At 63.8% G+C, this 14,260-nt stretch carries 13 protein-coding genes; 4 read left to right on the top strand and 9 right to left on the bottom strand.

Annotated features, from left to right (window positions below; all coding sequences use genetic code 11):
* Positions 1-48: 48 nt before the first annotated feature.
* Positions 49-951: a tyrosine recombinase XerC gene (locus QX010_RS15405; protein WP_410051389.1), complete on the top strand. Its 903-nt coding sequence runs from the start codon at positions 49-51 to the stop codon at positions 949-951.
* Between the two features lie 82 nt (positions 952-1,033).
* On the top strand, positions 1,034-1,624 hold the full coding sequence (locus QX010_RS15400; RefSeq protein WP_315800696.1) for a DUF4337 domain-containing protein: 591 nt from the start codon (positions 1,034-1,036) through the stop codon (positions 1,622-1,624).
* A gap of 213 nt (positions 1,625-1,837) precedes the next feature.
* Here the strand turns inward: QX010_RS15400 and QX010_RS15395 are convergent, their stop codons facing one another.
* The 6 genes from QX010_RS15395 to QX010_RS15370 form a co-directional block, all read right to left on the bottom strand.
* The gene (locus tag QX010_RS15395; protein WP_316180326.1) at positions 1,838-2,377 is read right to left on the bottom strand and encodes a hypothetical protein; all 540 of its coding nucleotides are present in this window, start codon (positions 2,375-2,377) and stop codon (positions 1,838-1,840) included.
* A gap of 130 nt (positions 2,378-2,507) precedes the next feature.
* On the bottom strand, positions 2,508-3,911 hold the full coding sequence (gene lpdA / locus QX010_RS15390) for a dihydrolipoyl dehydrogenase (RefSeq protein WP_315800698.1): 1,404 nt from the start codon (positions 3,909-3,911) through the stop codon (positions 2,508-2,510).
* Between the two features lie 45 nt (positions 3,912-3,956).
* Positions 3,957-4,703: an SDR family oxidoreductase gene (locus tag QX010_RS15385; protein WP_315800699.1), complete on the bottom strand. Its 747-nt coding sequence runs from the start codon at positions 4,701-4,703 to the stop codon at positions 3,957-3,959.
* Between the two features lie 66 nt (positions 4,704-4,769).
* Positions 4,770-6,011, bottom strand: a complete 1,242-nt coding sequence (gene odhB, locus QX010_RS15380) for a 2-oxoglutarate dehydrogenase complex dihydrolipoyllysine-residue succinyltransferase (protein ID WP_316180324.1) — start codon at positions 6,009-6,011, stop codon at positions 4,770-4,772.
* A gap of 136 nt (positions 6,012-6,147) precedes the next feature.
* Complete coding sequence (locus tag QX010_RS15375) at positions 6,148-9,105, bottom strand: 2-oxoglutarate dehydrogenase E1 component (protein ID WP_316180323.1); 2,958 nt, start codon at positions 9,103-9,105, stop codon at positions 6,148-6,150.
* A 147-nt stretch (positions 9,106-9,252) separates the two neighbouring features.
* Positions 9,253-9,474 carry a hypothetical protein gene (locus QX010_RS15370; RefSeq protein WP_316180321.1) on the bottom strand — a complete coding sequence of 74 codons (222 nt, stop codon included), beginning with the start codon at positions 9,472-9,474 and terminating at the stop codon, positions 9,253-9,255.
* A gap of 183 nt (positions 9,475-9,657) precedes the next feature.
* Here QX010_RS15370 and QX010_RS15365 point away from each other — a divergent pair, with 183 nt between their 5' ends.
* Complete coding sequence (locus QX010_RS15365) at positions 9,658-10,155, top strand: hypothetical protein (RefSeq protein ID WP_316180319.1); 498 nt, start codon at positions 9,658-9,660, stop codon at positions 10,153-10,155.
* A gap of 372 nt (positions 10,156-10,527) precedes the next feature.
* Positions 10,528-10,938: a hypothetical protein gene (locus QX010_RS15360; protein ID WP_316180317.1), complete on the top strand. Its 411-nt coding sequence runs from the start codon at positions 10,528-10,530 to the stop codon at positions 10,936-10,938.
* Between the two features lie 42 nt (positions 10,939-10,980).
* Here QX010_RS15360 and sucD read toward each other — a convergent pair whose 3' ends face one another.
* The 3 genes from sucD to mdh form a co-directional block, all read right to left on the bottom strand.
* Entirely contained in the window at positions 10,981-11,865 is an 885-nt protein-coding gene (gene sucD, locus QX010_RS15355) for a succinate--CoA ligase subunit alpha (RefSeq protein WP_172112915.1), read from the bottom strand.
* Between the two features lie 55 nt (positions 11,866-11,920).
* The gene (gene sucC, locus QX010_RS15350) at positions 11,921-13,117 is read right to left on the bottom strand and encodes an ADP-forming succinate--CoA ligase subunit beta (RefSeq protein WP_315800702.1); all 1,197 of its coding nucleotides are present in this window, start codon (positions 13,115-13,117) and stop codon (positions 11,921-11,923) included.
* Positions 13,118-13,244: 127 nt separating this feature from the next.
* Positions 13,245-14,213 (bottom strand): malate dehydrogenase, encoded by a 969-nt coding sequence (mdh, locus tag QX010_RS15345; RefSeq protein ID WP_315800703.1) that lies wholly within the window; start codon positions 14,211-14,213, stop codon positions 13,245-13,247.
* Positions 14,214-14,260 lie beyond the last annotated feature (47 nt).

Below are 14,260 nucleotides of genomic sequence, written 5' to 3'. Positions count from 1 at the left end.
CCGGAGCTCTCCGACCTGATCGGCGCCGATGACGGCGTGGTGCGCGCGATGATGCAGTGGCTGGCGCATCTGCGCAGCGAGCGCCGGCTGTCCCCGAAGACGGTCGAGGCCTACGCCCGCGACCTGCGGCAATGCCTGCAATTCCTCTGCACCCATTGGGGTGAGCCGGTGACATTGGCGCGCTTTGCGGTGCTGGAAGCCGCCGACATCCGGGCCTTCATGGCGATGCGGCGCGCCGACGACATCGCCGGACGCTCCCTGATGCGGACGCTGGCAGGCTTGCGCTCGTTCGGTCGTTTCCTGGAGCGCGAGGGCAAAGGCAAGGTCGGCGCCCTCTCGGGAATCCGCGCGCCAAAGATCGCCAAGAGCCTGCCGAAGCCGCTGCCGATGGACGCCGCCAAGCGCCTCGCCGATGCCGACGAGCGTGCCGGCGAGACCCGCGAGACCTGGGTGCTGGCGCGCGACGCCGCGGTCATGGCGCTGCTGTATGGCTCCGGCCTGCGCATCTCAGAGGCGCTCGGATTGAAACGCCGCGAGGTGCCGCGGCCGGGCGAAGGCGACGTGCTGGTCGTGACCGGCAAGGGCAACAAGACGCGCATGGTGCCGGTGCTGCAGAACGTGCTGCAGCTGATCGACGAGTACGCCAGGCTCTGCCCCTACCCGCTTCCGGGAGCTGGGCCGATGTTCGTCGGCGCCAAGGGCGGTCCGTTGAGCCCGCGCATCATTCAGCTCGCGATGGAGCGGCTGCGCGGCGCGCTCGGCCTGCCCGACAGCGCCACGCCGCACGCGCTGCGCCACTCCTTCGCCACGCACCTGCTGTCGCGCGGCGGCGATCTGCGCGCGATCCAGGAGCTGCTCGGCCACGCCTCGTTGTCGACCACGCAGATCTATACCGGCATCGATTCTGAACGGCTGCTGCAGGTCTACGCGTCGGCGCATCCGCGGCGCTGACACCGTTCCGTCACATCGTTTCCCTTGCGCGACCACCGTGGTTCCGGCAATCGTCTCCCTCGCTTGATCCGGAGGGGAACAGATGAGCGCACATGAGAGCATGGAGCATGCGGAGCACGCCGAGCATGCCTCCGGCGAGAACAAGAAGATCGCGCTGCTGATCGCCGTCATCGCGCTGTTCCTGGCGCTGTCGGAAACGCTCGGCAAGGGCGCGCAGACCGAATCGATCAGCAAGAACGTCGAGGCATCCAACCTCTGGGCCTTCTTCCAGGCCAAGACCGTGCGCCGCACCGTGGTGCAGACCGCGGCCGAGCAGGGCAAGCTGAACCTGCCGGCGCTGCCGGACGAGGCGGCCAAGGCGGCGTTGCAGAAGCAGATCGATGACTGGCAGAAGAATGCCGCGCGCTATCGTTCGGAGCCGGAGACCGGCGAAGGCAGCGAGCAGCTCGCTGAACGCGCCAAGCACGCCGAGCACGAGCGCGACGAGGCGACGGCGAAATATCACCACTACGAATTGGCGTCGGCCGCTTTTCAGATCGGCATCGTGCTGGCGTCGGCGACGATCATTACGGGAATGATCGTGCTGGCCTGGGCCTCCGGTGGGCTCGCACTGATCGGGATCGCCATGACGCTGCTCGGCCTGTTCCAGCCGCATCTCTTGCATCTGCATTAGCGGTCGCGTTTTCGACCAGTTGAGCCACAAGCACCGTCATTCCGGGGCAAGGCCGCAGGCCTTGAACCCGGAATCTCGAACTTGGCTGGCGTTCATTTTCAACAATCTCGAGATTCCGGGTTCAATCGCCCGCGCGCTGACGCGCACTGACGACTGCCCCGGAATGACGACGGATGTGACGAAGCAAACCACGTGGCAGGATGACGTTCCAGATCAGCGCGCCTGCACGCTGCGGCGGAAGCGCAGGATCTGGCGAACCACGCGGGCCGACCAGCCGCGGGTATTGCCCCGAAGCAACTCGCCGACGACCTCACGGACACGCTGCTTGATCGGCTCGACGAGGGCCGAGGCTTTGCTGCGCAGCGTGAGCACGGCCTCATACAGCCAGGCGAACCAGCCCATCTGCAGCAGCTTGCTGCGCGTGACGTCGAAGATGAATGCGGTGACACCGACACCGACGATCTTGCCGGACACGATCGTGGCCAGCGCGAGCTTCCACTGATGGTGCATCAGCAGCCACATGCCAAGCAGCTTGAGCGGAAACAACAGCACGACCGGCACGACGAAGACGATCAAGGTCAGCGCCGGAGACAGCGTCTCGATCCGCGCGGCAAGCCAGTGCTTCAAGCTCCGCAGCGGAATCGCGGCGACGATGCGCGCCACGACCGGCTCGAGATGGTCCCACAGCCAGGCCTCGATCAGGAAGATGATCGCAAGCAGAACCCAGAACGGCTGAAGCAGGCGGCGCAGCATCGGACTCCATCTCCGCCGGGCCCCGAGGGTTGAGGCCGCTATGACGATAGGACCTCGCGCCTTGCCGTTCGGTTCAGCGTCATAAGCGGGGCGTTTTGTCGCACCCACCTAAGGCGCCTCCGGGCGTCCATCACATATGGATGGCCCGCTTACCCACCGCAAGCGCGGCTTCCTTGACGGCCTCCGAGCGCGTTGGATGCGCGTGGCAGGTGCGCGCAAGATCCTCGGCAGAGCCACCGAACTCCATCAATACGGCGGCCTCGTGAATTATTTCCCCGGCTTCGCGGCCGATGATATGGGCGCCGAGCACGCGATCGGTCTTCGCATCGGCGAGGATCTTCACGAAACCGTCAGTGGTCTGGTTGACCTTGGAACGGCCGTTCGCGGTAAACGGAAACTTGCCGACGGTATAGGCGACGCCGGCCTGCTTCAGCTCGTCCTCGGTCTTGCCGACGGAGGCCACTTCGGGCGTGGTGTAGACCACGCCCGGAATGACGTCGTAGTTCACGTGGCCGGCCTGGCCCGCGAGAATCTCCGCGACAGCGACGCCCTCGTCTTCGGCCTTGTGCGCGAGCATCGGGCCCGCGACGACGTCGCCGATGGCGTAGACGCCGGGCACGCTGGTCGCGAAATGATGATCGATCTGGACGCGGCCGCGATTATCGATGATGACGCCCGCTTCCTGCAGACCGAGTCCCTCGGTGTAGGGCACGCGGCCGATCGCCACCAGCACGACATCGGCTTCGATCTTTTCAGCGGCTCCGCCCGCTGCGGGCTCGATGGTCGCCGACAGCGTCGCGCCCGACGTGTCGACGCCGGTGACCTTGGCGCCGAGCTTGAACGCAAAGCCCTGCTTCTCGAGGATGCGCTGAAATTGTTTTGCGATCTCGCCGTCCATGCCGGGCAGGATGCGGTCGAGGAATTCGACCACGGTGACCTTGGCGCCGAGGCGGCGCCACACCGAGCCGAGCTCAAGGCCGATCACGCCGGCGCCGACGACGAGCAGGCTCGACGGCACCTTGTCCAGCGACAGCGCGCCGGTCGAGGACACGATGCGCTTCTCGTCGATCTCGATGCCCTTGAGGCGCGCGATGTCCGAGCCGGTGGCGATGACGATGTTCTTGGTCTCGACGGTCTGCGCAGCACCGTCATTGCCGGTGACCTGCAGCTTGCCGGTGCCGAGGATCTTGCCCTTGCCCACGAGCACGTCGATCTTGTTCTTCTTCATCAGGAACTCGACGCCCTTGACGTTGCCGTCGATGCCCTGCTGCTTGAAGTTCATCATCGCCGGCAGATCGATCTCCGGCGCCGGCACCTTGATGCCCATCTTGGCGAAGGAGTGCCCGGCCTCCTCGAACAATTCAGACGCGTGCAGGAGCGCCTTCGACGGCATGCAGCCGACATTGAGACAGGTGCCGCCGAGGGTGGCGTTCTTCTCGACCACGGCCACCTTCATGCCGAGCTGCGCCGCGCGGATGGCGCAGACATAACCACCGGGGCCGGTGCCGATGACGACGAGATCGTAGTTAGCCATGATCGAATGTTCCGTAAGCTTTGTAGTCAGAGATGATGACGGTCGTCAGCGTCCGCCCGACACGTCGAGAATGGCCGAAGTGACATAGGAAGCCTCGTCGGACAGCAGCCAGACGATGGCATTGGCGATTTCCTCCGCGGTGCCGACGCGCTTCATCGGCACCATCGGCGCGAGGCGATGGGCGCGATCGGGCTCGCCGCCGGAGGCGTGAATGTCGGTATCGATCAGGCCGGGGCGAATGGCGGCGACGCGGATGCCCTCGCTCGCGACCTCGTGGGCCAGACCGATGGTGAAGGAATCGATCGCACCCTTCGAGGCGGCGTAGTCGACATAGGTGTTCGGCGAGCCGAGCTTGGCGGCGACCGACGACAGGTTGATGATGACGCCACCCTGGCCGCCATGCCGCGTCGACATCCGCTTCACGGCCTCGCGGGCGCAGAGGATGCTGCCGGTGACGTTGACCGCCATCAGCCGCTCGATGCGCTCCGCGCTCATCTCGTCGACGCGCGAGGTCGGGCCGACGATGCCGGCATTGTTGATGAGCGCGCCGAGCGTGCCGAACTTGTCGGCGGCCTTGAACAGCGCGAGGATGTCGTGCTCGCGGCCGACGTCGCATTTCACCGCGATCGCCTTGCCGTTCTTGGCCTCGATCGCGGCGACCGTGCTCTGCGCTGCCGCCTCGTTCGAGGCGTAGCCGACCACGATCTTGAAGCCGCGCGCCGCGGCGGCAAGGGCAGTGGCGCGGCCGATGCCGCGGCTGCCGCCGGTGATCACTGCAACCCTGTCGGTCATGCTGGCCCCCGTTAGGTCTGAGGCGCGCTGCCAGGCGCGCCTCAATTCGTCAAGTCGTCGTTCGCCTCAGAGATCCAGCACCAGCCGCGCCGGATCTTCCAGGCTCTCCTTGACGCGCACCAGGAAGGTCACGGCTTCCTTGCCGTCAATGACACGATGGTCGTAGGACAGCGCCAGATACATCATCGGCCGGACCTCTATCTTGCCGCCGACGACCACCGGCCGTTCCTGGATCTTGTGCATGCCGAGAATGCCGGACTGCGGCGCGTTCAGGATCGGGGTCGACATCAGCGAGCCGTAGATGCCGCCATTGGTGATCGTGAAGGTGCCGCCCTGCATCTCGTCGATCTTGAGCTGACCGTCGCGGGCGCGGCGGCCGAAATCGGCGATGCCCTTCTCGATGTCGGCGATCGACTTGTGGTCGCAGTCGCGCACGACCGGCACGACCAGTCCCTTGTCGGTGCCGACGGCGACGCCGATGTGGTAGTAGTTCTTGTAGATGAGATCGCTGCCGTCGATCTCGGCGTTCACGGCCGGGATGTCCTTCAGCGCCTGCACGACGGCCTTGGTGAAGAAGCCCATGAAGCCGAGCTTCGAGCCGTGCTTCTTCTCGAACACATCCTTGTACTGGCTGCGCAGCGCCATGACGTTGGTCATGTCGACCTCGTTGAAGGTCGTCAGCATCGCTGCGGTGTTCTGCACGTCCTTGAGGCGGCGCGCGATGGTCTGGCGCAGCCGGGTCATCTTCACGCGCTCCTCGCGCGCGGCGTCATCCGCCGGCGACGGCGCACGCACTTGCACGGAAGCCGCCGGCTGATTGACCGGGGTCGGGGCGGAGGCGGCGCGCTCGATCGCCGCCAGCATGTCGCCCTTGGTGACGCGGCCATCCTTGCCAGAGCCCGGCACTGTGGTGGCATCGACTCCGCTCTCGGCGGAGAGCTTGCGCACCGACGGGGCCTGCGGCGTATCGGCGGGCAGCGCCTTGGCCGGCGCTGGAGCGGCAGCAGGGGCAGCCGCGGCGGGCTTCGCCGGAGCCGCGGCGGGAGCAGCAGCGGCCGACTTCGTAGCGGCCGCGCCATCGGTGATCTGGCCGAGCAGCGCGCCGACAGCGACGGTCTCGCCATCCTTGGCGATGATCTCACCGAGCGTGCCGGCCGATGGCGCGGGCACCTCGATCGTCACCTTGTCGGTCTCGAGCTCGACGAGGGGCTCGTCGACCGCCACGGCGTCGCCGGCCTTCTTGAACCAGCGGCCGATGGTGGCTTCGGTGACGGATTCACCCAGCGTCGGAACGCGAATTTCAGTCATGGTCTTTGTCCTCAATAACCCGTGCGGTCATAAAGCCGGTCCGCCATCGCCTTGCGGCGGGCAAGCGATGCGGGACGGACGATCAACGCGATGTACTTGCGCCCCGCAGGTTGCGGGGCGCGTCAAAAAGGCAGGTTCAGTTCAAGGCTTCGTCGAGCAGCGCCTTCAGCTGGGCGAGATGCTTCGACATCAGGCCCGTCGCGGTCGCTGCAGAGGCGGCACGGCCGGCATAGCGCGGACGCTTGCTCTTGCCGCCGGTCTGGTTCATCACCCATTCCAGATAGGGCTCGATGAAGTGCCAGGCGCCCATGTTGCGCGGCTCTTCCTGGCACCACACCACTTCGGCGTTCTTGAAGCGGCCGAGCTCGGCGACCAGCGCCTTGAGCGGCACCGGATAGAGCTGCTCGACGCGCATCAGGTAGACGTCGTTCAGCCCGCGCTTCTCGCGCTCGTCATAGAGGTCGTAATAGACCTTGCCCGAGCACAGCACGATGCGGCGGATCTGCTCGTCCGGCACCAGCCTGGTCTTGTCGTCCGCCTGCATCTGCGCGTCATCGTACAGGATGCGGTGGAACGTCGTGCCCTTGGCGAGCTCCTCGAGCCGCGACACCGCGCGCTTGTGGCGCAGCAGCGATTTCGGCGTCATCACGATCAGCGGCTTGCGGATCTCGCGATGCAACTGTCGCCGCAGCACGTGGAAGTAGTTCGCCGGCGTAGTCGGATAGACCACCTGCATGTTGTCCTCGGCGCACATCTGCAGATAGCGCTCGAGGCGTGCCGACGAATGCTCGGGGCCCTGGCCCTCGTAGCCGTGCGGCAGCAGGCAGACCAAGCCGGACATGCGCAACCATTTACGCTCACCCGACGAGATGAACTGGTCGAACAACACCTGGGCGCCGTTGGCGAAGTCGCCGAACTGTGCCTCCCAGAGGGTCAGCGCGGTCGGCTCTGCGAGCGAGTAGCCGTATTCGAAGCCGAGCACGGCTTCTTCCGAGAGCAGCGAGTTGATGACCTCGAAGTGGCCCTGCTCTGGCGCCAGATGGTTGAACGGCGTGTAGCGGCTCTCGTCCTCCTGGTCGATCAGCACCGAATGGCGCTGCGAGAAGGTGCCTCGCTCGCTATCCTGACCGGAGAGACGAACCTTGTGGCCTTCGAGCAGCAGCGAACAGTACGCCAGCGCTTCGCCGGTCGCCCAGTCGAGCCCGATGCCGCTGTCGATCGCCTTGGCGCGGTTCTCAAGGAAGCGCTGGATCGTCCGGTGCACGCGGAAGCCGTCCGGCACCTTGGTGATCTTGCGGCCGATCTCCTTGAGGCGGTCGATCTCGACGCCGGTAACGCCGCGGCGCGCCTCCTCCTCCTGGTCGGCGGATTTGAAGCCTGCCCACTTGCCGTCGAGCCAGTCGGCCTTGTTCGGGCGATAGGACGTACCGGCCTCGAACTCGGCGTCGAGACGGGCGCGCCAGTCTCCCTTGGCCTTCTCGACCTCACCCTCGGTCATGACGCCTTCGGCGACCAGCCGCTTGGAGTAGATCTCCAGGGTCGACGCATGGGCGCCGATCTTCTTGTACATCACCGGCTGGGTGAAGGCCGGCTCGTCGCCCTCGTTGTGGCCATGCCTGCGGTAGCAGAACATGTCGATCACGACCGGCTTGTGGAACTTCTGCCGGAACTCGATCGCGACCTTGGCCGCGAACACGACGGCTTCCGGATCGTCGCCGTTGACGTGGAAGATCGGCGCGTCGATCATCTTGGCGACGTCGGACGGATAGGGCGACGAGCGCGAATAGCGCGGATAGGTCGTGAAGCCGATCTGGTTGTTGACGATGAAATGAATCGAGCCACCGGTCCGGTAGCCTTTCAGGTCGGACAGCGCGAAGCACTCCGCCACGACGCCCTGGCCGGCGAAGGCGGCATCGCCATGCATCAAGAGCGGCAGCACCGAGATGCGCATGTCCGGCGGATCGCCATGCTGGTCCTGCTTGGCGCGGACCTTGCCGAGCACCACGGGATCGACGATCTCCAGATGCGACGGATTGGCAGTCAGCGACAGATGGATGCGGTTGCCGTCGAACTCGCGGTCCGAGGAGGCGCCGAGGTGGTACTTGACGTCGCCGGAGCCTTCGACCGCGTCGGGATTGGCCGAGCCGCCCTTGAACTCGTGGAACAGCGCGCGGTGCGGCTTGCCCATCACCTGGGTCAGCACGTTGAGGCGGCCGCGGTGCGGCATGCCCAGCACGATCTCCTTCACGCCGAGATTGCCGCCGCGCTTGATGATCTGCTCCAGCGCCGGAATCAGCGACTCGCCGCCGTCGAGGCCGAAGCGCTTGGTACCGGTGAACTTGACGTCGCAGAACTTCTCGAAGCCCTCGGCCTCGATCAGTTTGGTCAGGATGGCGCGACGGCCCTCGCGGGTGAACGAGATTTCCTTGTCCGGTCCCTCGATGCGCTCCTGAATCCAGGCCTTCTGCGCGGCGTTCGTGATGTGCATGAACTCGACGCCGAGCGTCTGGCAGTAGGTGCGCTCGCAGATCGCGACGATCTCACGCAGGCTGCCGTATTCGAGGCCGAGCACGTGATCGAGGAAGATCTTGCGGTCGTAGTCGGCCTCGGTGAAGCCGTAGGAGCGTGGATCGAGTTCCTCACGGTTGCGCGGCGCCTCGATGCCGAGGGGATCGAGCTTGGCGTGGAAGTGGCCGCGCATGCGGTAGGCGCGGATCAGCATCAACGCGCGGACAGAGTCGCGGGTGGCCTGATTGACGTCGGCCACCGACAGTTCGACGCCCTTCGTCTGGGCCTTGGCGGCGATCTTCTCGCCGACCTTCTTCTCGACGACGGCCCAGTTGCCGTCCAGCGCCGAGGTCAATTCGTCGCGGGGGGAGACCGGCCAGTTGCTGCGCGCCCAGGAGGGGCCCGACGCATTCTTCTGCACGTCGGCCGGCGCGTCCTTCAGGCTCTTGAAGAACTCCTGCCACTCCGGGTCGACCGAAGCGGGGTCCTTCTCGTAGCGGGCGTAGATCTCATCGATGTAGGTGGCATTGGTGCCCTGCAGAAAAGACGACAGGGCGAAGGCGGCGTTCGCATCTTGGCGAGACATGGTGGCGTCCTGGTAATTTCGATGCGCCCAATCAAAACGGCGCAATGCCTGACCCGCGGGGGACGCGGATCAGGCTCGGGTTAGGACCGTTTACCTTATTTATTGTAAATATTCGCGCCGAAAAGCACTAAGTCCTGAATCAGGATTTCAACTTTTCGGGGCACCCCGTACCCGTGGCGAAAACTCCCAAGTCATTTCCTTCTGGTCATTGAGCATGAAATGAAGATCTCCAGGACGACCGGCAAGCTCGACCAATTCCAGATAGTAATGGTAATTCTCGTCAATTTCAGGCTCACCCGGCTTGGTGCCGGTTAGCGCGTGCCGATGGGCCGTGTAGATCCTTGCAAAATCGCTTCGGGAGTCATTCATCGGCCTTCTCCAGAACAAACCAACAGTCTGACTCGGGACCTTCGCGCGTGCAACAGTCTGATCCCCGTGGAGGACGCCGTTCAAGAAACGCCAGAATGTCAAACGAGTTTCACTGGAACTCTATTGCAAGTTGTAAAATAAGGCGTAAATTAGAAACACTTTTTACATTTTTAGAGATTCGCGATGCTGGCCCGGTTTGCCGATGGCAACGAAAGTAACTCGGGCGGCAAGCCCGTATTTGTAACGGAGTTTCCTGAAGCCGAACTCATCGGGCCTGACCGGTTGATTGTCCTTGATGGATCGGCTGAACAATCTGGCATTCAGGGAGTAATCCTCGACCCTGAGTACTTCTTTCGCCTAGCCGATATGGCAGAACAAAACCTCGAAGGTATCGGATCTGACTTCGTGTACCGTGGCCGCCATCGGACCGATCGAGAGTTACGGTATCCGGCAGTCGCTCTCAGGCGGGCTGCCTCAAAGCAGATAATTGAACGGCTGGATTACTCGCCTTGTTTAATGCTGATAGACGACGCCGAAAAGATCCGCGGTGTCCTATTACGTCCCGCCGAATATGAACTCTTGCACGCCGCCGCGGTTCTTCATCAGAAGGCGCCGATGTATCGAAGGAGGCTCGCTGCAACGAGCGATGCTTGGCAAGAATCAGAATCGCTTCCATGGTAGTCTTTAATACTCAGATGTTCGTTGAGTGCCGGGAGATCGAATGCACGGTGCTGGAGCTATGGCGGCGGGAGTTTTGGGTCAGATCGGGCCTCACGATCCGAAGTTTGCCAAGGAGGTAGCCGTTTATCTTAGTAACAGCCCCTCTCTTGAGGAAAAGGACTGTTTGCGATCGTTTTTTGCTCGGTTGAGGAATGGCCCAGTGGACGTTCACCACATACGCAGCGCATCGGTTTTGCTAGTATACGTATGTGGACACGTAATCACGTTCACGGCTGACGGCGCAAAGGTAATCGACCTCGCTGCGGCAACCATTCAATGATTATTGTGATAGCGTCTACGGCTCTGACTGTACTGGGCTTGGGACTCGAACTCTTGGGCGTGCTGCTCCTTGGCCGTCAGTTTCTCCAATTAACTACCATCGCTGCTGCGTCTTCCCTGTTGCTTGCATCAGTCTCAAAGAAGCATCAGGAGATCTTGAAAACCTCCTCCGAATTTGGCGGCGAGCGACCTGCCGCGAATGCAAGAGGATTGAGCTTTGTAGTTATTGGAATTTTGCTCCAGATGCTCGGTGCAGCCGTTGACTTGAAGGCGCGAGCAGAGGTGCATGGCGCGATCCGCGAGGGCCATGCCAAATTTGGGCCGGAGATCAAACAAAGTAGCGATCCATCCAGCGCTGTCAATGGATGGGAAAGTGATAGCTCAAAGCCCGCTCCCGACCAGGAACAACTGAAGCAATCGCCACGAACTGGCGCCGAAAGTGCTCCCCGGCCAGAGGCTCGCTGATCGGGGAACTTTTCGAGCGTTGGGCGACCGAGATCGAACCAATCAGGATTTCAACTTTTCGACAAGCGTCTTGCCAAGCCGCGCCGGAGACGGAGAGACTGTAATACCAGCAGCTTCCATCGCAGCGGTCTTCGAGCCGGCATCGCCCTTGCCGCCCGAGATGATCGCGCCGGCATGGCCCATACGGCGGCCGGGAGGGGCGGTGACGCCGGCGATGAATCCGACCATCGGTTTCTTGCGGCCGCGCTTCGCCTCGTCCTTGATGAACTGCGCCGCGTCCTCCTCGGCCGAGCCGCCGATCTCACCGATCATGATGATCGAGGTCGTCTTGGGGTCGGCCAGGAACATCTCGAGCATGTCGATGAACTCGGTGCCCTTGACCGGGTCGCCGCCGATGCCGACCGCCGTGGTCTGGCCCAGGCCCTCGGACGTCGTCTGGAACACCGCTTCATAGGTCAGCGTGCCCGAGCGCGACACGATGCCGACCGAGCCGGGCTTGAAGATGTTGGCCGGCATGATGCCGATCTTGCACTCGCCGGCGGTCATGACGCCCGGGCAGTTCGGCCCGATCAGGCGCGACTTGGATCCCACAAGCGAGCGTTTCACCCGGACCATGTCGAGCACCGGGATGCCCTCGGTGATGCAGACGATCAGCGGGACCTCGGCGTCGATCGCCTCGCAGATCGCGTCGGCCGCGCCCGGCGGCGGCACGTAGATCACGGATGCGTCGGCGCCGGTGGCCTCGCGGGCCTCCTTGACGGTGTCGAAGACCGGCAGGCCGAGATGGGTCGAGCCGCCTTTGCCCGGCGAGGTGCCGCCGACCATCTTGGTGCCGTAAGCGATCGCCGCCTCGGAGTGGAAGGTGCCGTTCTTGCCGGTGAAGCCCTGGCAGATGACCTTGGTGTTCTTGTCGATGAGGATGGACATCGTGCTTTCTCTAAAAGCGTTGCGGTGAGGAATGAGCGAGCGCCTGAAACGGCGCTCAGCCTCCCTTGACGGCCTTGACGATCTTCTGCGCGGCGTCGTCGAGATTGTCGGCGGGCAGCACGTTCAGACCGGACTCGCTGATGATCTTCTTGCCGAGATCGACATTGGTGCCCTCGAGGCGCACCACCAGCGGCACCTTCAGGCCCACTTCCTTGACCGCGGCCACGACGCCCTCGGCGATGACATCGCACTTCATGATGCCGCCGAAGATGTTGACCAGGATGCCCTTCACGTTCGGGTCGGCGGTGATGATCTTGAACGCCGCCGCGACCTTCTCCTTGCTGGCGCCGCCGCCGACGTCGAGGAAGTTGGCGGGCTCCATGCCGTACAGCTTGATGATGTCCATCGTCGCCATGGCGAGGCCGGCGCCGTTGACCATGCAGCCGATGGTGCCGTCGAGCGCGACGTAGTTGAGGTCGTACTTCGACGCCTCGATCTCCTTGGCGTCCTCCTCGGTCTCGTCGCGCAGCGCGACGACTTCCGGGTGCTTGAACAGCGCGTTGGAGTCGAACGAGACCTTGGCGTCGAGCACGCGCAGCTGGCCCTGCTTGGTGACGACCAGCGGGTTGATCTCGAGCATCGCCATGTCCTTGGCGACGAAGGCGTTGTAGAGCTGGGTGGTCAGCTTCTCGGCCTGCTTGGCGAGGTCGCCGGAGAGCTTCAGCGCCTTGGCGACGGCGCGGCCGTGATGGCCCATGACGCCGGTGGCCGGATCGACCGAGAAGGTGATGATCTTCTCAGGCGTGCTGTGGGCGACGTCCTCGATGTTGACGCCACCTTCGGTCGACACCACGAAGGCGACCTTCGAGGTCTCGCGGTCGACCAGCAGCGACAGATAGAATTCCTTGTCGATGTCCGAGCCGTCCTCGATGTAGAGGCGGTTGACCTGCTTGCCGTCCGGACCGGTCTGCACGGTCACCAGCGTGGCGCCCAGCATCTGCTTGGCGAACTCGTTGACCTCCTGGATCGACTTGGCGAGGCGGACGCCGCCCTTGTCGCCGGCAGAGGCCTCCTTGAACTTGCCCTTGCCGCGACCGCCGGCGTGGATCTGGCTCTTCACGACCCAGACCGGGCCACCTAGCGTCTTCGCCGCCGCATCCGCGTCCTCCGGACGGAGAACCGGCACGCCCTTGGAAATCGGCACGCCGAACTCGTGCAGCAGTGCCTTGGCCTGATATTCGTGAATGTTCATAAGCGCTTGCTCCCCGAACCCGCGATGGGGTGACGACCAGAATTGTTGTTAGGATTCCTGGTATACCATATACCAAACATCCTGCAACTCGATGTGGGCGAGACTACGCCCCGTGAATGACCCCTGATCAGCGGCCGAGCAGGTCGGGCGCGATCTTCTTGCAGGCGTCGACCAGGCCCTGGACGGCGGCGACCGACTTGTCGAACGCCTCGCGGTCCTTCCCGGCCAGCTCGATCTCGACGATGCGCTCGACACCCTTGGAGCCGATCACGACGGGCACGCCGACATACATGTCCTTGACGCCGAACTCGCCGTTGAGATGCGCCGCGCAGGGCAGCACGCGCTTCTTGTCGCGCAGATAGCTCTCGGCCATCGCGATCGCCGACGCCGCCGGGGCGTAGTAGGCGGAACCCGTCTTGAGCAGGTTGACGATCTCGGCGCCGCCATTGCGGGTGCGGTCGACGATCTCGTCGATGCGCGCCTGCGAGGTCCAGCCCATCTTGACGAGATCCGGCAGCGGAATGCCGGCGACGGTCGAGTACTTGGTCAGCGGCACCATGGTGTCGCCATGGCCGCCGAGCACGAAGGCAGTGACGTCCTCGACCGAGACGTTGAACTCATCAGCCAGGAAGTAGCGGAAGCGCGCGGAGTCGAGCACGCCGGCCATGCCGACGACCTTCTTCGCCGGAAGGTTCGAGGCCTTCTGCAGCGCCCAGACCATCGCGTCGAGCGGGTTGGTGATGCAGATGACGAACGCATCGGGGGCGTACTTCTTGATGCCGGCGCCGACCTGCTCCATCACCTTCAGGTTGATCGACAGCAGATCGTCGCGGCTCATGCCGGGCTTGCGCGGCACGCCGGCGGTGACGATGCACACCTTGGCGTTGTCGAGCGCCTCGTAAGAGTTGGCGCCGGTGAAGTGCGCATCGAAGCCATCGACCGGCGAGGACTGCGCGATGTCGAGCGCCTTGCCCTGTGGAACGCCTTCGGCAATGTCGAACATCACGACGTCGCCGAGCTCCTTGAGGCCGACGAGGTGAGCCAGCGTTCCGCCGATCTGACCGGAGCCAATCAAAGCAATCTTGTCGCGCGCCATGGCAAATTTTCCTTTGAACCCGAAGGGGTGAGGGAGGTTGAAAAGTC

The sequence above is a fragment of the Bradyrhizobium sp. SZCCHNRI1009 genome (assembly GCF_032487575.1).
GTDB lineage: Bacteria > Pseudomonadota > Alphaproteobacteria > Rhizobiales > Xanthobacteraceae > Bradyrhizobium.
This window is presented reverse-complemented; position numbering and strand designations above follow the sequence as displayed.

What these genes read in the sequence shown, in the direction of transcription:
- QX010_RS15405 (WP_410051389.1), top strand. Translation starts at nt 49, where the DNA reads ATGATGCAGTGGCTGGCGCATCTGCGCAGCGAGCGCCGGCTGTCCCCG.
- QX010_RS15400 (WP_315800696.1), top strand. Translation starts at nt 1,034, where the DNA reads ATGAGCGCACATGAGAGCATGGAGCATGCGGAGCACGCCGAGCATGCC.
- QX010_RS15395 (WP_316180326.1), bottom strand. Translation starts at nt 2,377, where the DNA reads ATGCTGCGCCGCCTGCTTCAGCCGTTCTGGGTTCTGCTTGCGATCATC.
- lpdA (WP_315800698.1), bottom strand. Translation starts at nt 3,911, where the DNA reads ATGGCTAACTACGATCTCGTCGTCATCGGCACCGGCCCCGGTGGTTAT.
- QX010_RS15385 (WP_315800699.1), bottom strand. Translation starts at nt 4,703, where the DNA reads ATGACCGACAGGGTTGCAGTGATCACCGGCGGCAGCCGCGGCATCGGC.
- odhB (WP_316180324.1), bottom strand. Translation starts at nt 6,011, where the DNA reads ATGACTGAAATTCGCGTTCCGACGCTGGGTGAATCCGTCACCGAAGCC.
- QX010_RS15375 (WP_316180323.1), bottom strand. Translation starts at nt 9,105, where the DNA reads ATGTCTCGCCAAGATGCGAACGCCGCCTTCGCCCTGTCGTCTTTTCTG.
- QX010_RS15370 (WP_316180321.1), bottom strand. Translation starts at nt 9,474, where the DNA reads ATGAATGACTCCCGAAGCGATTTTGCAAGGATCTACACGGCCCATCGG.
- QX010_RS15365 (WP_316180319.1), top strand. Translation starts at nt 9,658, where the DNA reads ATGCTGGCCCGGTTTGCCGATGGCAACGAAAGTAACTCGGGCGGCAAG.
- sucD (WP_172112915.1), bottom strand. Translation starts at nt 11,865, where the DNA reads ATGTCCATCCTCATCGACAAGAACACCAAGGTCATCTGCCAGGGCTTC.
- sucC (WP_315800702.1), bottom strand. Translation starts at nt 13,117, where the DNA reads ATGAACATTCACGAATATCAGGCCAAGGCACTGCTGCACGAGTTCGGC.
- mdh (WP_315800703.1), bottom strand. Translation starts at nt 14,213, where the DNA reads ATGGCGCGCGACAAGATTGCTTTGATTGGCTCCGGTCAGATCGGCGGA.